The organism is Serratia fonticola, assembly GCF_001006005.1.
GTDB classification, from domain to species: Bacteria; Pseudomonadota; Gammaproteobacteria; order Enterobacterales; family Enterobacteriaceae; genus Chania; species Chania fonticola.
This window is the reverse complement of the sequence record NZ_CP011254.1, coordinates 1412660-1436817: the sequence shown is the minus strand read 5'-3', so window position 1 is coordinate 1436817 and position 24158 is coordinate 1412660. Positions and strand designations below refer to the sequence as shown.

The following is a 24158-nucleotide window of genomic DNA, read 5'->3' as shown; positions in this document are numbered from 1 at the left end:
TATGGTTAAGCACGAAAATAAAGACCCTCTGATGTTGGCGCGCCAACTGCCGAATAAATCCGTTGCCCTGATATTGGCAGGCGGCCGTGGCTCGCGTTTGAAAGATTTAACCTCTACCCGCGCCAAGCCAGCCGTTCACTTCGGTGGCAAGTACCGCATCATCGATTTTGCCATGTCCAACTGCCTGAACTCAGGGATCCGACGTATGGGGGTGATCACTCAGTATCATTCCCATACGCTGGTGCAGCATATTCAGCGGGGCTGGTCGTTCCTGAACGAAGAGATGAACGAGTTCGTCGATCTGCTGCCTGCTCAGCAGCGCCTCAGCACCGAACATTGGTACAAAGGCACCGCGGATGCGGTTTACCAGAACCTCGACATCATTCGCCGCTATGAAGCGGAATATGTGGTGATCCTGGCGGGTGACCATATTTATAAAATGGACTACTCGCGCATGCTGATCGACCACGTCGAGAAAGGGGCGCAGTGCACGGTGGCCTGTATTCCGGTACCGCGCAAGGAAGCCAGCGAGTTTGGCGTGATGAAGGTGGACGATAACGATCTGATCCTCGAATTCCTGGAGAAGCCAGACAATCCGCCGGCTATGCCTGGCAACCCGGATATGTCACTGGCCAGCATGGGCATCTATATTTTCAACGCCAGCTACCTCTTCCAACTGCTGGAAGAGGATATGTCGACCCCTGACTCCACCCACGATTTCGGTAAGGATCTGATCCCAAAAATTACCGCGCAGGGTGCTGCCTGGGCGCATCCATTTACGCTTTCCTGTGTGGGATGTGGTCCGAATCTACCACCGTATTGGCGTGATGTCGGGACCCTGGAAGCCTACTGGCGCGCCAACCTCGATCTGGCTTCGGTAACGCCTGAGCTGGATATGTACGACCGTTCCTGGCCGATCCGCACCTACATGGAGCCACTGCCACCGGCCAAATTTGTGCAAGACCGTTCCGGCAGCCATGGCATGACCATGAACTCGCTGGTGGCCGGCGGGTGCATTGTCTCCGGTTCGGTGGTGGTGCATTCGGTGCTGTTCTCGAAGGTGCGGGTGAACTCCTTCTGCACTATCGACTCTTCTGTATTACTGCCCGATGTCAACGTGGGCCGCTCCTGCCGCCTGCGCCGCTGCATTATCGATCGCGCCTGCCATATTCCCGAAGGCATGGTGATTGGTGAAAACGCCGAGGAAGACAGCAAGCGTTTTTACCGCTCGGAAGAGGGCATCGTGCTGGTAACGCGCGAAATGTTGGCAAAACTGTAGCCATTCCGGCCGGAACCTTGGGCGTGGCAAGCCGCGCCCCTTATCTCCGTAAAGACGTTTTTACCGAATTTCAGGAGTGATAATGCAGGTTTTACACGTATGTTCCGAGATGTTCCCACTGCTTAAAACCGGCGGGCTTGCAGACGTGGTTGGCGCATTACCGACGGCGCAGATTGCCGCAGGAGCTGATGTTCGGGTGCTATTACCGGCTTTTCCTGACGTGCGCAACGGTATCCCGGACACGGTATTGGTTGCCGAGATCGACTCTTTTGCCGGGCGCGTAGGCCTGCGTTATGGTACCTATCATGGCGTGGGCGTTTACCTGATCGATGCCCCCTGGTTGTATGACCGACCGGGCAGCCCGTACCACGATCAGTCGATGTACGCCTATCCTGACAACCACCGCCGTTTTGCCTTGCTGGGCTGGATGGCCTGCGAGCTGGCGAAGGGGTTGGATCATTACTGGCGGCCAAAACTGGTCCATGCTCACGACTGGCATGCTGGCTTGGCCTGCGCTTATCTGGCGGCGAATGGCCACCCGGCACGCTCGATCTTCACCGTACACAATCTGGCCTATCAGGGGCTATTCTCCGCCCACCATATGGCGGAGCTGTGGTTGCCATCGTCATTCTTGAATATCTATGGCCTGGAGTTTTATGGCCAGATGTCTTTCCTGAAGGCAGGCCTGTACTACGCCGACCATATCACCGCCGTCAGCCCGACCTATGCGCGTGAAATCACCCAGCCGGAGTTTGGTTACGGGATGGAAGGGCTGCTCCAGGAGCGGCAGCGGCAAGGGCGGTTGAGCGGCATTCTCAACGGTGTTGATGACAAGATTTGGGACCCGTCGCACGATGCGCGCCTGGCGGCACGCTATGACGCCGACAGCCTGAAAAACAAGGCCAAGAACAAGGTTCATCTGCAAAAAGCCATGGGGCTGCAGGTGGATGAATCGTTGCCGCTGTTTGCAGTGGTCAGCCGTTTGACCAACCAGAAAGGGTTGGATCTGGTGCTGGAAGCCTTGCCAGCGTTGCTGGAACAAGGGGGGCAGTTGGTGCTGCTGGGGGCGGGGGATGCGGTATTGCAGCAGGCTTTCCTGGCCGCGGCGGCCGATTATCCGGAACAGGTCGGCGTGCAGATTGGCTACCACGATGCCTTCTCCCACCGCATTATCGGCGGAGCGGACGTGATCCTGGTGCCAAGCCGCTTTGAGCCTTGCGGGTTAACACAGCTTTATGGCCTGAAATATGGCACGTTGCCGCTGGTGCGCCGCACCGGTGGGTTGGCAGATACGGTGGTGGACTGTGCGCTGGAGAATTTGGCCGACGGCACTGCCAGCGGGTTTGTGTTTGATGATTGTAATGCTGTTGCCCTGGGCAATGCCATTCGGCGTGCTCTGGTGCTCTGGAGCAGGCCGAGGCATTGGCATCACGTACAACGCCACGCCATGAGTCTGGATTTTGGCTGGCAAGTCGCGGCAAAGGAATATCTGTCGCTTTATCAACGCTTGTTGTAATCACGTACTTGGGATTGAATTACTATGACTTCACCGTTTAGTTACACCTCACCCACGGTCAGTGTTGAAGCGCTGAAACATTCCATCGCCTATAAACTGATGTTTATTGTCGGTAAGGATCCGGCTATCGCCACCCAGCACGACTGGCTTAATGCCGTGTTGTTTGCGGTGCGCGACAGGATGGTGGAACGTTGGTTGCGATCCAATCGCGCCCAGCTTTCACAAGATGTCCGGCAGGTGTATTACCTGTCGATGGAGTTTCTGCTTGGCCGTACGCTGTCGAATGCGCTGTTATCTATGGGGATTTACCAGGATATTGAGGACGCACTCGATGAGATGGGCCTGAATCTGAGTGAACTGCTTGAGGAAGAGAACGATCCTGGCCTGGGCAATGGCGGTCTGGGTCGATTGGCTGCCTGCTTCCTGGATTCGTTGGCCACGCTGGCGCTGCCTGGCCGGGGTTACGGTATCCGCTATGAATATGGCATGTTCAAGCAGAACATCGTCGATGGCCAACAGATGGAGTCGCCGGATTATTGGCTGGAATACGGCAACCCGTGGGAATTCCCGCGCCACAATACCCGCTATAAAGTGCGTTTTGGTGGCCGCGTTCAGCAGGAAGGGGCGAAGGCCCGCTGGGTGGAAACCGAAGAGATTATCGCCATCGCCTACGATCAGGTGATCCCAGGCTTCGATACCGATGCCACCAACACGCTGCGTTTGTGGAGCGCTCAGGCCAGTAATGAAATCAACCTGGGTAAGTTCAACCAGGGGGATTATTTTGCCGCCGTGGAAGATAAAAACCACTCAGAGAACGTCTCGCGCGTGCTCTATCCCGATGACTCCACCTATTCCGGGCGTGAGCTGCGCCTGCGGCAGGAGTATTTCCTGGTTTCAGCCACTACCCAGGACATCCTCAACCGCCATTGGACGATGCACAAAACCTTCGACAATCTGGCCGACAAGATTGCCATCCACCTCAATGATACCCACCCGGTGTTGTCGATCCCTGAGCTGATGCACCTGCTGATTGATGAGCACAAATTCAGCTGGCTGGATGCCTGGGAAGTGGTGGAAAAGGTATTCTCCTATACCAACCACACCTTGATGAGCGAAGCGCTGGAAACCTGGCCGGTTGATATGCTGGGCAAGATCCTGCCGCGCCACTTACAGCTGATTTTCGAAATCAACGATCATTTCCTCAAGCAGGTTAAGCAAGTGGTGCCGGGCGATAATCAATTGCTGGCAAGGGTCTCTATCATTGATGAAACCAACGGGCGCAGGGTGCGAATGGCGTGGTTGGCCGTGGTCGCCAGCCATAAGGTGAATGGCGTCTCGGCGCTGCACTCCGAACTGATGGTACAGTCCCTGTTTGCCGATTTTGCTCGCGTATTCCCCGATCGCTTCTGCAATAAAACCAACGGGGTCACGCCGCGCCGCTGGCTGGGGTTGGCTAACCGGCCGCTGTCCAAAGTGCTGGATGACAGTATTGGCCATAACTGGCGTACCGATCTCAGCCAGCTTGGCGAAATCAAGGCGAATGCGGATTACCCGAGCTTCTTGCAGGCCGTACAGGCTGCCAAACGGCAGAACAAAGAGCGGCTGGCGGCGTATATCGCGAAAAAGCTCAACGTGGTGGTGAACCCCGACGCATTATTCGACGTACAGATCAAACGGATCCACGAATATAAGCGGCAACTGCTGAACGTATTGCATGTGATCACGCGTTATAACCGTCTGCTGCAAGATCCTGATGCCAAACGTGTACCGCGCGTAGTGATCTTTGCGGGTAAAGCGGCTTCTGCCTACTATGCCGCCAAACAGATCATCCGCTTGATCAACGACGTAGCGAAGGTGATCAACAACGATCCGCGAGTGCATGATGATTTGAAGGTGGTGTTTATCCCTAACTACGGGGTGAGCCTGGCCCAGATGATCATTCCGGCGGCCGATCTCTCCGAGCAGATCTCGCTGGCCGGGACCGAGGCTTCGGGCACCAGTAACATGAAGTTTGCTCTCAACGGTGCCTTGACCATCGGCACGCTGGACGGGGCCAACGTCGAAATGTTGGAACACGTGGGCGAAGAGAATATCTTTATCTTTGGCAATACCGCCGATCAGGTGGAAGCGCTGCGCCGCGATGGGTATAACCCACGTCAGTATTACGAGCAGGATGAAGAGTTGCATCTGGCTTTGACGCAGATCGCTACCGGTGCGTTCAGCCCTGAAGAGCCCAAGCGCTACAGCAGCCTGTTCGATTCACTGGTCAATCTTGGCGACCACTATCAGCTGTTGGCCGATTATCGCAGCTATGTGGATACGCAAGATAAGGTGGATGAGGTGTATCTCAATCAGGACGACTGGACCAAACGCGCGATACTCAATATCGCCAACATGGGCTACTTCTCTTCCGACCGCACGATCCAGGAGTACGCGGACGAAATTTGGAATATCAAACCGATAAAGCTGTAATAGCCAAGGGCCGGATCACCGGCCCTTGAATTTAACTTGTTGCGTCCCGTATGCCGTAGGGGCGCTGTGTGCAGCGCCCGTCTACTCACAGCTCAATCAAGACGCCAATGACAACGCTTTTGGTTTGGCATTTTCTGCCAGCCAGGTTTTCACCCGTGCCTGCTGTTCTTCGCTGAGCCACATCCCCAGTTTGGTACGGCGCCACAAGGCATCATCCAGCTCGACAACCCACTCTTTCTCTACCAGATAACGCAGTTCAGCCTCGTACAGGTCATGGCCGAAGTCTTCACCCAAATCGCTCAGGCTATTGGCATTGGCCAAGATAATTTTGCTGTGGCTGCCATAGGTGCGAGCGTAACGGCGAGCCAGAGACTCCGTCATCCAGCCGTGCTGACGGCGCAGTTTAGCGGCATAGCTATCGCGATCGCCGTCAATATCGCCCCCTGGCAGGGAACCGTTTTTGGTCCACGCCGGGCCACAGCCAGGATAGTAGTGAGCCAACTTCTCCATCGCATGCTCGGCCAGTTTGCGGTAAGTGGTGAGTTTGCCACCAAACACGGAAAGCAGTGGGGCTTTGCCCTGCTCGTCATGCACATCCAGCGTATAGTCGCGAGTTACGGCCTGCGGTGAGTCAGATTCGTCATCACACAGTGGGCGTACGCCAGAGTAGGTCCAGACGATATCGTCACGGCCCAGCTGTTTTTTGAAGTGATCGTTATACACCTTCAACAGATAGTTGATTTCGTTATCGTCGATCTTCACGTCTTTCGGATCGCCGTGGTATTCCACGTCGGTGGTGCCGATGATGGAGAACTCGTCCAGCCACGGAATGACAAACACGATACGGTGGTCTTCGTTCTGCAAGATATAAGACTGTGGCTGGTTATGTGCCCGAGGTACCACGATATGGCTGCCTTTGATCAGGCGGATACCGTAAGGAGACTTGAGCTTCAGGCCATCGTCGAAGAAATGTTTTACCCATGGGCCGGTGGCGTTTACCAGGCCTTTGGCGCGCCAGGTAAAGGTTTTGCCGCTGTCGACGTCGATGGCTTCCACCATCCACAGGCCATTTTCGCGCCAGGCGCGGGTCACTTTGGTGCGGGTGCGTACTTCGCCACCGCGTTCGGCCACGGCTTGGGCATTCAGCACGACCAGGCGCGCATCGTCTACCCAACAGTCAGAATATTCGAAACCGCGCTTTAAGTCCGGCTTCAGGACGGAGTCTGGTCCAAAGCGCAAACCCTTACTGCCTGGCAGGCTGGTGCGTTTGCCCAAATGATCGTACAGGAACAGGCCGATGCGGATCATCCAGGCCGGGCGCAGATGGGGCTGGTGCGGCAGGCGGAAACGCATTGGGAAGGCGATGTGTGGTGCCAGTTTCAGCAGCACTTCACGTTCGGCCAGCGCTTCGCTGACCAGACGAAACTCGTAGTGTTCCAGGTAGCGCAGGCCACCGTGGATCAGTTTTGAACTGGCGGAAGACGTAGCACAGGCCAAGTCTTGCGCTTCCAGCAGCAGTACGGACAGCCCACGCCCGGCTGCATCGGCTGCGATGCCGGCTCCGTTGATACCACCACCGATAACGATCAAGTCTTTGGTTTCCACGTTAACTTCCTCCTGGTGTTCGAAATAGCTCTTTTATGTTCGTTTTCGCTCATTATTGTAATCGGAAACCAACAAGCAAGCCAAGAGTTAACCAAACAAAAACATTCTTGCGTGATAGAGGTAACAGTTTGGTGATAGTAGGTATACAAATTGAAGGGGTATTGGAAGCACTTACTATAGGAAAGAGGACCCCTCACCCCAACCCTCTCCCACAGGGAGAGGGAGCTGTACGGAGCATATGGCTAGTCCATGCTGCTTTGGCAAGTAGGGAGTAAGAACAAGAAAGGCAAGATATTACGTAAAGTCACACAAACTCGATCGCTCCTTCATCCAAGGTGCGTCACCGAGTTTTCAAACTCTCTCGATCGGCCCCCTCTCCATTTGGAGAGGGGGCGGGGCGATCAGCAGAGTTCCAGCTGTACGTCGTACTGTTCGATAATCTTCATCACGCTGGGTGGCGGAGCCTGATCGGTAAACAGATAGTCGATCAGGTTCATGTTCCCCAGGTTCACCATCGCGTTACGGCCAAATTTGGAATGATCGGTAACCAACATCACGCAGCGGGAGTTTTCGATAATCGCGCGTTTGGTTCGCACTTCGTGATAGTCGAATTCGAGCAACGAGCCATCCATATCGATACCGCTGATGCCGAGAATGCCGAAATCAAGGCGGAACTGGGAGATAAAGTCCAGCGTGGCTTCGCCCATAATGCCGCCATCGCGGGTACGGACTTCGCCACCGGCCAGGATCAGGCGGAAATCCTCCTTGGCGGTGAGCAGGGTGGCCACGTTCAGGTTGTTGGTCACGACCCGCAGATTTTTATGGCCCATCAAAGCGTGGGCTACCGCTTCCGGCGTGGTACCAATATCGATAAACAGCGTGGCACCGTCCGGTATCTGGCTGGCTACGCGCTGGGCGATGCGGGCTTTCTCTTCCGACCACATCACCTTGCGATCGTGATAAGCAGTGTTTACCGAGCTGGAAGGTAACGCAGCGCCACCGTGATGACGCTGTATTTTGTTCTGATCGGCCAGGTCATTCAAATCACGGCGAATGGTCTGCGGGCTGACGGCAAAGTGCTCCACCAGCTCTTCCGTACTGACATATCCCTGTAGGCGCACTAATTCGATAATTGCGTCATGACGCTGTGTTTGCTTCACGATATTCCCCTAATACACCGATGTGCCTGGTTGTTATTGTTCGTTGTGCGCGCGATGCCGCGTATCCCAGAATGCCATTAATAACCCTATCACTAAACCGGCAACGTGTGCCGCATTAGCGATCGACATTCCTAAAATATCGAAATAACCGGCCACCAGCCAGAGCGCGGAAAAGACCATTAAGCCCCGTGGCAGGTTCAAACCGCGTTCCGGTGCGCGTTCTCCGCTCAGCCAGACGTAGCCCATCAGCGCGTAAACTACCCCGGAAAGCCCGCCGAACAGCGCACCGCTGAACAATGACTGCGCCCAGCCGCTGAAAAAGGCTGACACTACGGCGATCACAAACAGCTTGCCGGTGCCGAGGAGTTTTTCCAGCGGACCACCAAGATACCACCACCACATCAGGTTAAAGGTAATGTGCAGCAGCGAGAAGTGCAGAAACGCATGGCTGACCCAGCGCCACAGCTGGCCATATTGCGAGCTGTTTTGCGGCCAGGAGAGCCAGAACATGATGGTATCATCGCCCAGCACCTGCATCAGGATATAGACCAGAATACACAGGCTCATCACCGTCAGCGTCAGTGGCCCGGCCTTGCTGCGGATGATTTGCAGGTAAGAAAACTGTTGATACTGTAGACCGGCATCGGTGCTGCCTGTCTGCCAACTGGCGGCCTGATAGCGGCGGTTGAACGGATCGAGCAGGAACTGTTGCAGTTCGTGTTGCACCTGCTCCAGATGGGCCTCATCCGCCAGCCAGATTTCGGCTGCATCGCCCGTGGCGCGGACTTCAAGTACAACCCCCTGCGTTGCCATGTAATCGACAAAGGCCTGCGCCAGGCGAGGGTTGGAAACGGCGATCACTCGAACCATAGATTTTCCGTCTAAGTAGATGACTTTGGCCACGGGCAAAACCGCCGATGGCATTGGCGGCTGATTATACCGTTGAAATCCTGAGCGCAGGGAAGGGATCTGACAAAAACAGTGCAGAATTCAGCAATTGGCCGCCCAGAAAGGCGGCCTAATGGGGATCAAGCGGAAGTCTCAACGTCCTGTGGGAACTGGCGGGCCCAGGCCTCAAAGCCGCCATCAATACTGTAAACCGCGTCAAACCCCTGATGCAGCAGATACTGCGCGGCGCTGCGGCTGCTGTTGCCGTGATAGCACATGACCATCACTGGGCGATCGAACTCGTTCTGCTGCATAAAGGCGGACAGGGTGGCGTTGGTCAGATGAAAAGCGCCTGGCGTATGCCCAGCTTCAAAGCTTTGTGGATCGCGGATATCAACCAGTGCGGCGCTACCGTCTTTCAGGCGTTGGTGTGCCTGCACAACGTCGATCGTTTCAAACTGTTCCATAACTGCAAAATACCGGGTAATGGGATAATGTCTTTATTGTATCCAATTTCTGCAGGTATTAGACCAGAGCAACGGCAGGGTCTTTACCCCCGCCGTCTTGCAGCCGTAGCATTATTACCAGCGATAGCTCACACCCAAGGTGCCGCCGTAATCCTGGTAGCTGTTGGCTCCCATGGTGATCCCGCCTTCAAACCACAGCTGCATGTTGTAAGTACTAGGCGAATGCAGGCCTAACTTGACCTCAAACAGATCATCCAGCGAATTGGATTCTACCCGCGTATCATTAAAATTGACCGTGTTCTTGCCACTATTATGCCACCAGTTGGTGGCGAGATAGGCGGTAGTATAATCGTCTTGATCGCTGTACCAGCGAATGCCGACGCGTGAAGTAAAGTTTGGCGCATCGGCCTGATGAATATAGACGCCTGCCGGATCCTGATAATTATCGGCATCAAAGCGGTTATAAATAATCTGCAGCTGTGGTTCGATAATCAACTCGAGTGCCGAAAAAGGCTGCAAGGCATAGCCGGTTTCCAGCGAGGCGCTAAAGTCGGTGCTGTCATAATTCTGCTTGCCTTGGGCATAGGTCACGCTGTTGTTAAACCAGGCATATTGCAGCCAGGTATCCACATACGCCCCAGAATGCTTTTTCTTATCCTGATACCAGGTGCTGTAAGCGCCGATAGAATAGCCGTCGACTTTACCTTCGGATGAGAGGGTGGCGTTGTTAGCGCTGCTCTTGGCGTGGCCGTAGCCAGTCATCAGGCCTGCCGTCCACTCTTCTTTGTTGTTATCCAAGGCCAGCAAATCGCCGCCAAGCATAAAGACCTGACGATCCATATCGACGGGTAAGCCGTTATCGCCCGCGCTCAGATCCTTGCTGTGATAACCCGAAACTCGCATCCAGAATTGACTGTCCCCTGGCGCGGTCTTTCTTTGGTGCAGGGTATGAGAAAATAACGTTGATGCGGCAACCTGATTCCCCAGATAAACCCCGGCGTCGGGCCGAGAACTATAATCTATGAGGGTTTCCGTGCTCGCAATGGCCGGAGAGGTGGCAAGATAAATCCCTGCCACAATAAGTGTTTTCCTGTTTATTGCCACAATCCCAACTCCCTATGGAAATTTGCCGCAATAGTACCCAGATGAAACGATAATGTCATGAGAAAACCGGCGGGCTTTAGATTAACCGCCAGTGAAATCACTCGACCTATTTATTTGGTGGATGTATCAGGCTCTATATATTCTCTAAACTATAGGTTACTTAATAAAAGGAGGATTAATGCTCATCTTGGGAAATCACCCAGGATGACAAAAATAGAGAGCAAGGCAGTGGAGTAAAGATGAAACCAGCTGTGTACAGTCACCCCTTACGGATTTAGGGTCGAACGCAGTTGTCAAATGTGGCACGTTCGGTCCCCTCTCCCTGTGGGAGAGGGTTAGGGTGAGGGGCGCTACACCGGGCTTAACCTACTGATCTGCTTTTAAAACTATGCGCCATAACCCATCATTTTCAGCAACTGCTGCGCCTGCTGCACCGCTTCCTGCCGATGTGCGACCCCCAGTTTCTGGTACAGATTACGGATATGGGTTTTGATGGTGGTGGCCGCCACGGCCAGTTCCCCGGCGATCTGATCGTTGCTGTAACCGGAGTAAATCAGGCCCAATACCTGCCATTCACGCTGTGTCAGCGGGCTGGTGCGGATCAGCTCCGGCACTTGCGGGTGAGTTAGCAGCTTATCGACGAAGTTCTCGTCAAAATGGGCGAACTTGTGCCGGTGATGCTGGTTAATATCGCGCAGAATGCGCTGGGCGCGATGCTGTTCCATCTCCGGCAGCGTGTTGAGCTGGATCAGTTGACGCAGCTGCTGCGCCATAGCCTCTCCCTCGATCACAAAGTGGCTGATAAACCCGGTGCGATTAGCCAGCGAGAGCGATTCTATCAGCGCGCGCTGGGCATCCACTTTGCGGTCCATCTGCCAGTAGAGGTGGTTACTGAGCAGCAGATTACGGTTGAGATCGCTCACCAACCGCAGGCGGCGAGCATTTTCGTTCAGCTCGTCCAACACCACTTCGGCTTCTTCGTACTGGCCGAGCAGGATCTGCACGCGGGCGATATTACGCCATTGCCCCTGCGTAAAGTGGTTGTTGGCCATCCCCGGTTTTTCAGTATGGCGCAGCCAATTGGCCGCAGCGGTAGTGTCCCCGGTCATCTGCCAGTGGATCACCCTTGGTTTATCGGCATTGGTCAGCCAGTCTCGGTGATATTGTGAGCCATGTAGCAGGACTTCGCTGCGCAGCAGGTGAGCATTGGCATTATCCAGATCGCCACGCGCCAGCGAGCATTTCGCCAACATCGCCAGGCATTGCAACTGCTGCTGCGGCTGGTAGTTAGCCAACACCTTCAGCCCTTCACGTGCCGCTTCTTCGGCTTCATCCAATCGTGACCACGACCAGAGCACCTGTGAGCGGATACGCAGCAGGAACTCGTGCATCGGTAACTGCTCCAGATGCTGTTCACGCACCAGTTCGAAGGCCTTATCCTGCGTTTCATAGGCGGCTTGCAGGAACCCTTGCGCGATCAGAATTTCGCTCTGCTGCAACAGCGCCCACAGCGCATAGTGATAAGCCTGATGGCGGCGGGCCATCTGTTCGGTTTGCTGCATCATGGGCAACGCGCGTGCCAGTTCCCCCTTGCAGTGGTGAACCTCACCGGTGACCGAGGTGGCCACGATGCGGCTGTAATAGCTGGATAGCGGCAGGAATTTCAGCGCCTCGGTGGCCAGCCGTTCGGCCTCTTCCGGTTTACCGGCGTTGATTGCCACCTGAGCACGCAGCGCGTCAAATTCAGCATGCAGAGTCTGGTCAATGACGATCTTTTGCTGGAGCATGGCCTGTTCGGCGCGTTCCAGCTGGGTATTCACTTCGCTGTAACGATGCTGGCTTTGTGCCAGCCAGGCTTGCAGCAGGGCCAGTTTCGGGTTCTGGATCAGCCGTTCGTACGGCAGGGCATTCAGACACTCTTCCAGCAAGGCCAGTTCGCTGTGATGGAACAACGACCAGGCATGTTGCAACAGGATATCGCGTAACATGCTGACATCGCTGGCTGCCAACGCATGGTGAATGGCTTCCGCCGGGTACCCGAGCGCCAGCCAACCTTCCGCCGCCGCATGGTGCAGGCCTGGCAGTTCCAGCGCCAATTCCCACTGGCAACGCTGGCGCAGGAATGAGGCAAACAGCGGATGGAAACAGAACCATTCGCCGGTGTCGTCCATGCGGTGAATAAACAGGCCCTGGCGCTCAAGCTCTTCCAGGCGCTGCTGGCCGTTGTCTTCTCCGGTCAGGCGAACGATCAACGCGTCATTCATCGAACGCAGTACCGAGCAGCGCAACAGGAACGCGCGGGCATCGGCATCGACGCGATCCAGCACCTCATCCACCAGATAATCGGACAGGTGGCTGGCGTTCAGCCCGGCCAGACGTTTGGCAGATTGCTGAGCGGAAGAGGTGGATTGACGGGCGGAGAGCGCGATTAGCTGCAAGGCGGTTGCCCAGCCCTCCACTTCGTCACACAGACGGCTGCTGTCATTGTGCTCCAGCGGGGAGGTAAGGCGGCAGTCAAAGAACTGTTTCGCCTCCTGATGATTAAAAGCCAACTGGCGCGTGCTCAGCTCTAACAGCTGATCGCGTACGCGAAGATTGGCAATCCCCAGGGAAGGCAGGGTGCGGGAAAGGATCAGCAGCGTCAGGTTTTCTGGCTGGTGGCGCAGGAAGAAACGCATCGCTTCATGGATCTGGTCATTGGTGATCAGGTGGTAATCGTCGATCACCAGGTACAGCGGCTGGTGCCAGTCAGACAGCTCGATAAACAGCTGGGCAAACAGCGCCGAAAGGTTGGCGTATTGGTGCTTCTGGCTTAATGCCTCGCTTTTCACGCAGTGGCCAGTGGTGGCCTGTTGCAGCGCGGCGATCAGATAGCTGGCGAAGCGCTCCGGCTGGTTGTCGCTCTCGTCCAGGGAGTACCACCCCAGATCCGATTTGCCCGCAGCCCATTGTGCCACCAGCGTGGTCTTACCGTAGCCTGCCGGGCAATTGACCAATGTCAGGCGATAGTTCGCCGCACCGGCCAGCTTCGCCAGCAGACGATCGCGTACCACGGTATTTTGCAGCCGTACCGGACGGCTCAGTTTTGATGGGATCAGCATAATATTCCAGGTGTAAAGTGCGGTTCCCGCCGCCGAAGGACTGCCCGAAGGATTTATTTCACCGTGTTCCTGTCTCGGGACCGGGTTGAGTTAATTATTTTGTAGCTCGTAATTAATCCCCCTCTTTAACTTCGAACATCGTCAACGGTAATGCAACAAGCTTGCGCTTTGGCTTGAAGTTAAATTGCTATTGATCACACTTTTTTATGTTTGCCCCCGGTTCCGCTCTAACTGCGCTTTACATCGCGCCTGATTACCCTCAGAAATTACCCTGTTTTTCGGCTGTGAGTGGACAAGTACAAAACTTCATCAGCTATCATAACTGTGCTAACGTCCTGAGGTTTGCCGTCGATTTTATGCTCACCGGTAATATCGATGGGCTTTCTTACCGCACGCAAGGGGGCTTAAAAAGTGCCTGAGATCACAGTTTCAGCTACGCCCCAATCCTCCTCCCCAGCTAACCCCCAGGCGGGATGATGCCATTGCGGGTTCTCCCCGGCACGATAGTGAAAAAATTGGCCCATTTACTACCCAATGGAACTCAAGTTGCCGCTTGAAAGACGACGGGTACACCGGATAGAGAGTTTTACCTATGTCACAGCCTATGCTCAAAAAGGACGTTTTTCTGGCTGCACTGACTCGTCAGTGGCAGCGTTTTGGCCTCAGCTCCGCACAGCAGATGACTCAGCATCAATGGTGGGAGGCCGTAAGTGCCGCTCTCGCCGAACAGCTGGCCGCGCAGCCTGCGCCGCGTAAAAGCAGCAAGTCGTTGCGCCATGTAAACTACATCTCGATGGAATTCCTGATTGGCCGCCTGACGGCCAACAACCTGATCAACCTTGGCTGGTATGACACCGTTGAGGCGGCGTTGGCAGAGCAGGACGTCAAGCTGGCCGATCTGTTGGAGCAGGAAACCGATCCGGCGTTGGGTAACGGTGGTCTGGGGCGTTTAGCCGCTTGCTTCCTGGACTCGATGGCTACGGTGGAGCAACCGGCTACCGGCTATGGGCTGAACTATCAATACGGACTGTTCCGTCAGTCGTTCAAAGAGGGCCATCAGCAAGAGGCACCGGATAACTGGCAGCGCGAGAGCTACCCGTGGTTCCGCCATAATGCGGCGTTGGCGGTGGATGTCGGGATTGGTGGCAAGATCGAGAAACTGGCCGATGGCCGCGAGCTGTGGCACCCGGAGTTTACCCTGCGTGGGGAAGCTTGGGATCTGCCGGTGCTGGGCTTCCGTAACGGGGTCACCCAGCCGCTGCGCCTGTGGCAGGCAACGCATACTCATCCATTCGACCTGGGGGATTTCAACGACGGCAAATTCCTGCAGGCGGAAAAGCAGGGCGTAGAAGCCGCCAAGCTGACCAAGGTGCTCTATCCGAATGACAACCATCAGGCTGGCAAACGCCTGCGCCTGATGCAGCAGTATTTCCAGTGTGCCTGCTCGGTGGCCGATATTCTGCGTAAACACCATCTGGCCGGGCGCAAGATTGAAGAGTTGCCGAAGTACGAAGTGATCCAACTCAACGACACCCACCCAACCATTGCCATTCCAGAGCTGCTGCGTATTCTGCTTGATGAGCACCAGCTGGATTGGGATGCGGCCTGGGCGATCACCAGCAAGACCTTTGCCTATACCAACCACACCCTGATGCCGGAAGCCCTGGAGTGCTGGGATGAGAAACTGGTCCGCAGCCTGCTGCCGCGCCACTTCTCTATCATCAAGCAGATCAACGCCAACTTTAAGCGGTTAGTAGACCAACACTGGCCGGGCGATGAGGCGGTGTGGGCCAAGCTGGCGGTGCACCACAACAAGCAGGTGCGCATGGCAAACCTGTGCGTGGTCAGCGGCTTTGCGGTGAACGGTGTGGCCCAGTTGCACTCGGATCTGGTAGTAAAAGATCTGTTCCCGGAGTATCACCAGCTGTGGCCGAACAAATTCCACAACGTTACCAACGGCATTACGCCGCGCCGCTGGCTCAAGCAGTGTAACCCGGCATTGTCGGGCCTGATCGATACCACCCTGAAAGTGGAGTGGGCCAACGATCTTGATGCGCTGAAGGGGCTGGAAAAATACGCCGAAGACGCCGCTTTCCGCGAGAAGTATCAGCAGATCAAGCGTGATAACAAGGTGATCCTGGCCAACTACGTGCATAGCGTAATGGGGCTGACGCTCAATCCAGACGCAATCTTCGATGTGCAGATCAAACGCCTGCACGAGTACAAGCGCCAGCACCTGAACCTGCTGCACATTCTTTCGCTGTATCGCCAACTGCGGGATAACCCGAACCTGGACATCGTGCCACGCGTATTCCTGTTTGGTGCCAAAGCCGCGCCGGGCTACTACCTGGCGAAGAACATCATATATGCGATCAATCAGGCCGCAGAGAAGATCAATAACGATCCGATCGTCAAAGATCGTCTGAAAGTGGCCTTCATCCCTGATTACCGCGTTTCCGTCGCTGAATTGATGATCCCGGCGGCGGACATTTCCGAGCAGATCTCCACCGCCGGTAAAGAAGCGTCGGGCACCGGGAATATGAAGCTGGCGCTGAACGGCGCACTGACCGTTGGCACGCTGGACGGAGCCAACGTCGAGATCGCCGAGCAGGTCGGCGAGGACAACATCTTTATTTTCGGCAACACCGTGGAGCAGGTCAAAGCGCTGTTGGCCAAGGGTTATGATCCGCTGAGCTATCGCAAGAAAGACAAGCACCTGAAGGCAATCCTGGACGAACTGGCCAGCGGCGCATTCAGTCACGGTGACAAGCACGCATTCGATATGATGCTGCACAGCCTGTTGGAAGGTGGCGATCCGTATCTGGTTCTGGCGGACTTTGCTTCCTACTGCGAAGCTCAACGGCAGGTAGACAAACTGTATCGTGACCGCGACGAATGGACGCGCCGAACTATCCTTAACACCGCGCGCGTAGGCATGTTCAGCTCTGATCGTTCGATCCGTGACTATCAGCAACGCATTTGGCAAGCCAAGCGTTAAGGAGTGCGAATGAGTAAAGGTATCGATCAGGTAGCAGCCCAGGCTGGGATTGCTGCCGATTACATCAATGCCCACGGCCAACGGCAGGCAATTTCGCCAGAAACCAAACGCAAGCTGTTGGCGGCGATGAACCCCGCGTCGTTGCAGCCGTCAACGGCTCCCTTGCCGCAGGTTAAAGTCTTTTATCAAGGCAACCCGGTGGTGCTGCCGCTGGGGGGAGAAGGCGAGTTTCAGTGGGTATTGTTGCGCGAGGATGGTAGCCAGCAAGAAGGCCGTGCCAGTGCGCATAAAACCCTGACCCTGCCGGGCAAGTTACCGCTGGGTTATCACCAGCTCACTTTGTCACAGGGGGAGCAGCAATGGGCCTGCCGGCTGATTGTTGCCCCCAAGCGTTGCTACGAGCCGGATGCCTTGTTGACCGGCAAGAAGCTGTGGGGAGCCTGCGTACAGCTCTACACGCTGCGTTCCGAGCGTAACTGGGGGATTGGCGACTTTGGCGATCTGCGGGCGATGGTCGGTGAGGTGGGGGAACGCGGCGGCGCCTTTATCGGACTCAACCCGATCCACGCGCTGTATCCGGCCAGCCCGGAAAGCGCCAGCCCTTATAGCCCGTCTTCGCGCCGCTGGTTGAACGTGGTGTATATCGACGTCAACGTGGTGGAGGATTTCCAGCTCAGCCAGGCCGCGCAAAAATGGTGGCAGAAGGCCGCGACGCAGAAGCTGTTGGCCAAAGCGCGTAGTAGTGAGCTGGTGGACTACAGCACGGTAACGCAGTTGAAGCTGGCGGCGTTGAAGCTGGCTTTCCCGCATTTCCAGGCCCGCAAGCCGCAGGATGCGTTGAAGCAGGAATTTGAACGCTTCGTCGGCGAAGGGGGCAGCAGCCTGTATCAGCAGGCAACGTTCGACGCGTTACATGCCCATCTCAGTGCCAAAGACAGCACTATGTGGGGATGGCCAGCCTGGCCGGAGGAGTATCAGCAGGGCAATAGCCCGGCAGTGGAAACCTTCTGTAAGCAGCATGAGGATGAGGTTACCTTCTACCTGTGGCTGCAATGGCTGGCGGCCAGCCAGTTTGCCGAGTGCTTCGGCCAAAGCCAGCAGTGCCAGATGCCGATTGGCCTGTACCGCGATCTGGCGGTCGGGGTGGCAGAGGGCGGGGCGGAAACCTGGTGTGAACGCGAGCTGTATTGCATGCAAGCCTCGGTGGGTGCTCCGCCGGATATTCTCGGGCCGCTGGGGCAAAACTGGGGCCTGCCGCCGATGGATCCTCATGTGATGGTGGCGCGGGGGTATCAACCGTTTATCGATTTGCTGCGGGCCAATATGACCAGCTGTGGTGCCTTGCGTATCGATCACGTGATGGCGATGCTGCGTTTATGGTGGATCCCTTATGGTGAAACGGCCGATCACGGCGCCTATGTGAAATACCCGGTTGACGATCTGCTGGCGCTGTTGGCCTTGGAGAGTCAGCGCCATCGTTGCATGGTGATTGGGGAAGATTTAGGGACCGTGCCGGTGGAGATCGTCGGCAAACTGCGTGATAGCGGCGTCTATTCCTACAAGGTACTGTATTTCGAGCACGATGCGGAGAAGCAGTTCCGTGCGCCGCAGTCTTATCCGGTGCAGGCAATGGCGACCATTACCACCCACGATCTGCCTACGCTGCGTGGCTATTGGCAAAGCGGCGATCTGACGCTCGGCAAGCAACTTGGGTTATACCCGGATGCGGAAGTGCTCAAAGAGCTGTTTGCCGATCGTGAGCGGGCCAAGCAGGGGTTACTGGACGGGCTGCATCGCTACGGCTGCGTACCGCAAAAGGTCGGCAAGAAAGCCTCGTTGTTGAACATGAGCCCGTTGCTGAACCGGGGTTTGCAACGCTATGTGGCAGACAGCGCCAGCGCGTTACTGGGCCTACAACCGGAAGACTGGCTGGATATGGCGGAACCGGTCAATATTCCCGGCACTAGCGATCAGTACCCGAACTGGCGGCGCAAGCTGAGCCAGACCTTGGAAGCGATGTTTGACGATGCTGAGGTCAACCGTTTATTGAAGGATTTGGATAAGCGACGCAGAAAGGTTTCTGTAGGCTAAATGCATCGGGGGCGGTTTACCGACCCCGATGGAGATAGGCAGGGCGCAAAACGGAATTGCGCCCTGATAGTTATCAGTAGTAGGAGTGTTCACCGCGCTGGTGCTCGGTGAGATCGCGCACGCCTTTCAGTTCCGGGAACTTTTGCAGCAGCTCTTTCTCGATCCCTTCCTTCAGCGTGACGTCGACCATTGAACAACCGTTGCAACCGCCGCCGAACTGCAGGATGGCCAGCGCGTCGTCGGTGATTTCCATCAGCGTCACACGGCCACCGTGGCCAGCCAGCTGCGGGTTGATCTGCGATTGCAGCACGTATTCTACGCGCTCCATCAGTGGCGCATTGTCGTCCACTTTGCGCATTTTGGCGTTCGGCGCTTTCAGCGTCAGCTGTGAGCCGAGCTGATCGGTGACGAAGTCGATTTCAGCGTCGTCCAGATAAGGCGCGCTCAGCTCATCGACGTAAGCGGACAGCTTTTCGAACTTGAGTTCGGTATCTGTCGCTTCCACCGCGTCTGGCGGGCAATAAGAGACACCGCATTCGGCCGTCGGCGTACCCGGATTGATCACGAATACGCGGATTTGGGTGCCTTCTTCTTGGCTTGCCAACAGCTTGGCAAAGTGTTCCTGTGCAGCATCTGTTATACGGATCATAGCATTAGCTCAATAGTTGACTTCTATAGTAGGTTATAATACGCCCATTGCCGTGGTACTACAACGTGCGGCAAACGCACCAAATCTGCAACGATGCGACGCCTTGCTTCTGTAATAGTGTAGCGATTTCTGCCATGGTGCTGCCAGTGGTAACCACATCATCCAGCAATGCCACATGCTTCCCTGCCAGGTTCTCATCACAACTGAAAGCACCACGCAGATTACGCCGCCGTAGGCGCGCTATCAATTTCTGTTGTGGCGCGGTTGCCCTGATGCGGCGTAATGCCGCAGGGCGATATTCGCAGCCCAACCAGCGGGCCAGTGGCAGGGCCAACAGCTCGCTTTGGTTATAGCCACGCCGCCAGCAGCGTTTATCCTGCAAGGGTACCGCTAAAATCACCTCCGGTCTGTTCAGATGTTGCTCTCGGTGCGCTTGCAGCCAATGCAACAGGATCAAACGAGCCAGAGTGGGAGCCAGTGCGGGTGTCTGCTGGAATTTGAAATTTTTCACCAAGGTGCTGATGGGCGGGCGATAATCCGCAACAAATACCAAAGCTTGCCAAGGGGGCGCCTTTTGCAGACATCGTCCGCAAGGCTGATGGGGATCGCCACTGGGCAAACCGCAAACTGGGCAGCAACAAGGTTTGGCGGGCAACGTACGCAGGCAGTAGCTGCAGATGCCCTGCTGCATCAGCCGTAATGGTTGCCGGCATAGCCAACAGCGGCTGTGGATTGGTAGCATAGTCACCACCCCCTTTTTAATACTCTATGAATTTCGAGTCGTGCAAAACACTACCGCTTGGAAGGCGACGAGTAAGGACAATAACTGATGACAGAGCTGTATTGGCAAACCTTAGGTGAAGGCGATCGCGATCTTGTGCTGCTGCACGGATGGGGACTGAATGCCGAGGTCTGGGGTTGCACGTTGGAGCGATTGGCTCCGCATTTTCGCCTACACCTGGTGGACTTGCCTGGCTATGGCCGCAGCCAGGGCTATGGTGCCGTCTCGTTAACGGAGATGGCGGAGATACTGCTGGCCGCCGCACCCAAGCAGGCTTATTGGCTGGGGTGGTCCCTTGGTGGGCTGGTAGCCGGGCAGATCGCCCTTATGCAGCCTGAGCGGGTAACCGGACTGATCACCGTGGCTTCTTCGCCCTGCTTTACGGCGCACGAGCCGTGGCCGGGGATCCGCCCGGAGGTGCTCAGTGGCTTCCAGCAGCAGCTCAGCCATGATTTCCAGCGCACCGTGGAGCGCTTCCTCGCGTTGCAAACATTGGGCACGGAAAGCGCTCGCCAGGATGCGCGCCAGTTGAAAACCGTGGTGCTCAACCAGCCGATGCCGGGTGTTGAGGTGCTTAACGGCGGCCTGGAGATGCTACGTACGGTGGATCAACGCCAATCAATGGCGACACTGACGATGCCGGTACTGCGTATTTATGGTTACCTTGACGGGCTGGTGCCGCGCAAAGTGGCTAGCCTGCTGGACGAATTGTGGCCGAACTCCACCTCTGAGGTGATCGCCAAAGCGGCCCATGCGCCGTTTATCTCTCACCCCGAAGTATTCGCTAACATTATTAATCAATTTGTTGCAACCGAGTAATGGCGCGGTCTTGCGGCGATATCTCATTGATTACAGATTATAAAAGCACAAAACGGCGGTAAATTTTCAACCAATAAGTGGATAAAAACTAAACCTGTTCGATACTTGAAGGGGTAAATGCGTGGCTACAAGGTGAATATGGGCTTATCAATCTTCACCTTGGCGATTTGTTTCTGGGCAGAGGGAGCTTCGTCAGGGAAAGCAACGAAGCTGTTAGACGTCGCAGTAGCCAAGCTCGATGACGCATTTGTTGTTAGTCGCTTTCATAAAAATCCAATTTATCCATTGAGAGGTATTGTCATGAAATCATTGAAGATGATCGTTGCGGCGTTGATTGTAGGTTCAGTGTCTTTCGGTTCGATGGCTGCAACCTTGCTAACTAAGGACGAGCTGGATAAGAACCCAGGCAAGTATGAGAAAATTGGCACCGTGTCTTCAACTGCGCAAGCCACCGATCCTATGGACTTGAAAGATGAATTGTCCAAACTGGCCGATGAGAAAGGGGGCCAATATTATGTCGTGCTGGCTGCCCGTGAGCATGGCAAGTTCAGCGCCGTAGCTGACGTGTATAAAGACAAGCAATAATCTTCAAGTGCGGGGGCGCAGGCAAACTATTGCGCCCCTGTATTCACTCCTTCAAACGATAAATCACCGTTTGACAAGCCAGCCCTTCCGGACAACTTTTGCAACTGCCACTCAGGCATTCACTGCTATCGAGCTCAATACGTTCAACTTTCCCCATCGCGGCCAAACGTTGCAGCATTGCCTCTACCAATGGCAAGGGTGTTGCCAACTGTTGACTCAGCTGTTGTGCCTGAGCGCTGCCCCGTAGGGCAAGCGCATCACGGATTTGCAGCAGGCTGGCCATTAGTGGCAGTCACCCGAACTTTGACAACAGGACGCCGAGGTGGCGCTACGCAAACGGATCGTTACGCGGCTCCGTGCCTTGCGCAAGCCCAATAGCACCAGCGCATTGAACAGAAGCACGATCAGGATCGCCGTCGCGCTGTATTGCGGATGTTGGCTGAAGGTCGCGAACTGATAGAACAGCGTTGCCAGCGAATAGGCCACGTTCAGCCCCCACAGGATGGAGAAGGTCATCCAACCACGGCTGGACTCACGTGCAATGGCTCCCATCACCGAGACGCAGGGAACGTACAGCAACACGAAAATCAGATAGCTGTAGGCTGAGATTGAAGTGCCAAATTTGCTACTCATGACGCCCATCGAGCCCACGCCCATCTCACCATCACCCTTGCTGGCTTCGATAGGGTTGGAGAGTACGCTCAGGCTGAAGGTGTTCTTCAGGCCCTGCCAGGTTTCATTGACGGCGGCACCGAGTTCATCAAGCAGATTGAAGTTGGCGGCATCGAAGTGCTCATTGGTGATGTTCTCTGCGGTGTACAGCGTGTTGAGCGTCCCGACCACCACTTCTTTGGCCATCGCCCCCGTCACCAGCCCGACGGTTGCCTGCCAGTTATCACTGTGTACGCCCATGGGTTGCAACAGCGGAGTCAGCACCTTGGAGACTGAGGCCAGCGCTGAATCATTGATGCTGTCTACCGGCTGGCCGCTGAACGAGAAGCTGTTCAAGCCGCCAATAAAGATGCTGGCAATCACGATCACTTTCCCGGCGCGTAATACGAAGCCCTTCAGGCGTTGCCAGGTTTGCAGCAGCAGGCTTTTCAGATGCGGCACGTGATAAACCGGCAGCTCCATAACGAACGGCGATGCTTCGCCGCGCATAATGGTGTATTTCAGCACCAGACCGGTGAGGATCGCCACCACGATGCCGAGCATATACAGCGAGAACACCACGCCCGCGCCATCCTGGCCGAAGAAGGCCGCCGCAAATACGGCAAAGATTGCCAAACGCGCGCCGCAGGACATAAAGGGGGCCATCATGATGGTGATCAGGCGTTCACGTGGGGCATCCAAGGTGCGTGCGCCCATAATGGACGGCACGTTACAGCCAAAGCCGACGATCAGCGGCACAAAGGATTTACCCGGCAACCCGAGCGCCTGCATCAGGCGGTCCATGACAAATGCCGCACGAGCCATATAGCCGGAGTCTTCCAGGAATGACAGGAACAGATACATCATGCCGATCTGGGGAACCAGTGGCAGCACGGTATTGATACCGCCGCCCACGCCCTGCGCCAGGAAGACGGTCAGCCACTGCGGGAAATGCAGGGTATAACCGACCCACTGGATGCCCTGAATAAAGATGGCCGCCGAACCGAGATCGAAGATTGGTTGCAGTGCGCCGCCGATGTTGATCGCCAATACGAACATGATGTACATCACCAGCAGGAAGATTGGCACCCCCAGCCAGCGGTTGAGGATCACCCGATCCAGCACCTCCGTCAGGCGGTTTGGCAACGCCAGTTTGGCGTTGCTGACCGCATCGCAGATAGTGGCGATCGACTGGTAGCGGGCATCGGCAATCACCAGCGCGGGATCTTCCTGCTGCTGCTGTTGCAGCGCTAACCTGGAATGTGCCAGCAGCTCGGTGGCTTTCCCGGCCAACTGATGGCTGTAGATGTCGCCCTCCAGCATTTGCAGAGCCAACCAGCGCCGCTGTTCGGTGGGCAATTGTTGAGGCATGGCCTCGGTCAGCGTAGTGATTTCGTCTAGCAGCAGCGGCGGATAGGCCACCAGCGCTTTTAACTGGTTGAAGCGATGATTATCGATGGTCTGTTTCAGCAGGCCAATGCCGTCGGCCTTGGTAGAAACCATGGATACCACCGGACAGCCAAGGCGCTCGGCCAGGGCGGCGACATCGATCTCAATATTCTGGCTCTTGGCAATATCTTGCATGTTCAAGGCCACGATGCACGGAATACCCAGCTCCAGCAGTTGCAGCGTCAGGTAGAGGTTGCGTTCCAGGTTGGAGGCATCGACCACGTTGATCAGCATATCCGCATCACCGCTCAGGATGTAATGACAGGCGATCTGCTCATCCAGCGAGGTTTGTTCGGAGATGGTGGTGAGTGAGTAGGTGCCAGGTAAATCCACCAGCGTGACCTGTGACTGCGGCGTCGTGAACTGGCCTTCTTTACGCTCAACCGTCACCCCAGCCCAGTTACCGACCCGCTGGCGCGACCCGGTGAGCTGGTTGAACAGCGTCGTCTTGCCCGAGTTCGGGTTACCGATTAAGCCAATAGTGATTTTTTTCATAAACCAACGTGATATCAGTAAATTAAGTATCGGCCGCGTTTGCACACG

17 protein-coding genes are annotated in these 24158 nt (G+C 55.8%); 7 read left to right on the top strand and 10 right to left on the bottom strand.

Going from position 1 to position 24158, the window contains the following annotated elements:
- Position 1: 1 nt before the first annotated feature.
- The 3 genes from glgC to glgP all read left to right on the top strand — a co-directional run bounded on the left by glgC (position 2) and on the right by glgP (position 5267).
- Positions 2 to 1279 (top strand): glucose-1-phosphate adenylyltransferase, encoded by a 1278-nt coding sequence (glgC, locus tag WN53_RS06375; protein ID WP_024482770.1) that lies wholly within the window; start codon positions 2 to 4, stop codon positions 1277 to 1279.
- An 82-nt stretch (positions 1280 to 1361) separates the two neighbouring features.
- The gene (gene glgA, locus WN53_RS06370; protein ID WP_024482769.1) at positions 1362 to 2795 is read left to right on the top strand and encodes a glycogen synthase GlgA; all 1434 of its coding nucleotides are present in this window, start codon (positions 1362 to 1364) and stop codon (positions 2793 to 2795) included.
- A gap of 24 nt (positions 2796 to 2819) precedes the next feature.
- Complete coding sequence (gene glgP / locus WN53_RS06365) at positions 2820 to 5267, top strand: glycogen phosphorylase (protein ID WP_024482768.1); 2448 nt, start codon at positions 2820 to 2822, stop codon at positions 5265 to 5267.
- Between the two features lie 96 nt (positions 5268 to 5363).
- On the opposite strand, the gene glpD is transcribed toward glgP, so the two are convergent.
- The 6 genes from glpD to malT all read right to left on the bottom strand — a co-directional run bounded on the left by glpD (position 5364) and on the right by malT (position 13592).
- The gene (gene glpD, locus WN53_RS06360) at positions 5364 to 6872 is read right to left on the bottom strand and encodes a glycerol-3-phosphate dehydrogenase (protein ID WP_024482767.1); all 1509 of its coding nucleotides are present in this window, start codon (positions 6870 to 6872) and stop codon (positions 5364 to 5366) included.
- 401 nt (positions 6873 to 7273) lie between these two features.
- The gene (locus WN53_RS06355) at positions 7274 to 8032 is read right to left on the bottom strand and encodes a DeoR/GlpR family transcriptional regulator (protein WP_021181740.1); all 759 of its coding nucleotides are present in this window, start codon (positions 8030 to 8032) and stop codon (positions 7274 to 7276) included.
- Between the two features lie 33 nt (positions 8033 to 8065).
- On the bottom strand, positions 8066 to 8902 hold the full coding sequence (gene glpG / locus WN53_RS06350; RefSeq protein ID WP_024482766.1) for a rhomboid family intramembrane serine protease GlpG: 837 nt from the start codon (positions 8900 to 8902) through the stop codon (positions 8066 to 8068).
- A 158-nt stretch (positions 8903 to 9060) separates the two neighbouring features.
- Entirely contained in the window at positions 9061 to 9387 is a 327-nt protein-coding gene (gene glpE / locus WN53_RS06345) for a thiosulfate sulfurtransferase GlpE (protein ID WP_021807441.1), read from the bottom strand.
- Positions 9388 to 9501: 114 nt separating this feature from the next.
- Complete coding sequence (locus WN53_RS06340) at positions 9502 to 10464, bottom strand: autotransporter family protein (RefSeq protein ID WP_024482765.1); 963 nt, start codon at positions 10462 to 10464, stop codon at positions 9502 to 9504.
- Between the two features lie 413 nt (positions 10465 to 10877).
- Positions 10878 to 13592: an HTH-type transcriptional regulator MalT gene (gene malT, locus WN53_RS06335; RefSeq protein WP_024482764.1), complete on the bottom strand. Its 2715-nt coding sequence runs from the start codon at positions 13590 to 13592 to the stop codon at positions 10878 to 10880.
- Between the two features lie 592 nt (positions 13593 to 14184).
- Between malT and malP the strand changes: the two genes are divergently transcribed.
- Together malP and malQ are read left to right on the top strand one after the other, a co-directional pair.
- A complete protein-coding gene (gene malP / locus WN53_RS06330; RefSeq protein ID WP_024482763.1) occupies positions 14185 to 16590 on the top strand; it encodes a maltodextrin phosphorylase in 2406 nt (801 codons plus the stop codon).
- 9 nt (positions 16591 to 16599) lie between these two features.
- The gene (malQ, locus tag WN53_RS06325; protein ID WP_046808029.1) at positions 16600 to 18681 is read left to right on the top strand and encodes a 4-alpha-glucanotransferase; all 2082 of its coding nucleotides are present in this window, start codon (positions 16600 to 16602) and stop codon (positions 18679 to 18681) included.
- 73 nt (positions 18682 to 18754) lie between these two features.
- On the opposite strand, the gene nfuA is transcribed toward malQ, so the two are convergent.
- Both nfuA and gntX read right to left on the bottom strand, forming a co-directional pair.
- Complete coding sequence (gene nfuA / locus WN53_RS06320; protein WP_021181724.1) at positions 18755 to 19330, bottom strand: Fe-S biogenesis protein NfuA; 576 nt, start codon at positions 19328 to 19330, stop codon at positions 18755 to 18757.
- A gap of 58 nt (positions 19331 to 19388) precedes the next feature.
- Positions 19389 to 20072, bottom strand: a complete 684-nt coding sequence (gene gntX / locus WN53_RS06315; protein WP_037411211.1) for a DNA utilization protein GntX — start codon at positions 20070 to 20072, stop codon at positions 19389 to 19391.
- An 87-nt stretch (positions 20073 to 20159) separates the two neighbouring features.
- Here gntX and bioH point away from each other — a divergent pair, with 87 nt between their 5' ends.
- A complete protein-coding gene (bioH, locus tag WN53_RS06310) occupies positions 20160 to 20930 on the top strand; it encodes a pimeloyl-ACP methyl ester esterase BioH (RefSeq protein ID WP_024482760.1) in 771 nt (256 codons plus the stop codon).
- 300 nt (positions 20931 to 21230) lie between these two features.
- Positions 21231 to 21515, top strand: a complete 285-nt coding sequence (locus WN53_RS06305) for a YdgH/BhsA/McbA-like domain containing protein (protein WP_021181721.1) — start codon at positions 21231 to 21233, stop codon at positions 21513 to 21515.
- A gap of 43 nt (positions 21516 to 21558) precedes the next feature.
- Here the strand turns inward: WN53_RS06305 and WN53_RS06300 are convergent, their stop codons facing one another.
- Together WN53_RS06300 and feoB are read right to left on the bottom strand one after the other, a co-directional pair.
- The gene (locus WN53_RS06300) at positions 21559 to 21798 is read right to left on the bottom strand and encodes a FeoC-like transcriptional regulator (protein WP_024482759.1); all 240 of its coding nucleotides are present in this window, start codon (positions 21796 to 21798) and stop codon (positions 21559 to 21561) included.
- Positions 21798 to 24110: a Fe(2+) transporter permease subunit FeoB gene (gene feoB / locus WN53_RS06295; RefSeq protein WP_024482758.1), complete on the bottom strand. Its 2313-nt coding sequence runs from the start codon at positions 24108 to 24110 to the stop codon at positions 21798 to 21800. The genes WN53_RS06300 and feoB overlap by 1 nt, the downstream gene beginning before the upstream one ends.
- Positions 24111 to 24158: the final 48 nt, after the last annotated feature.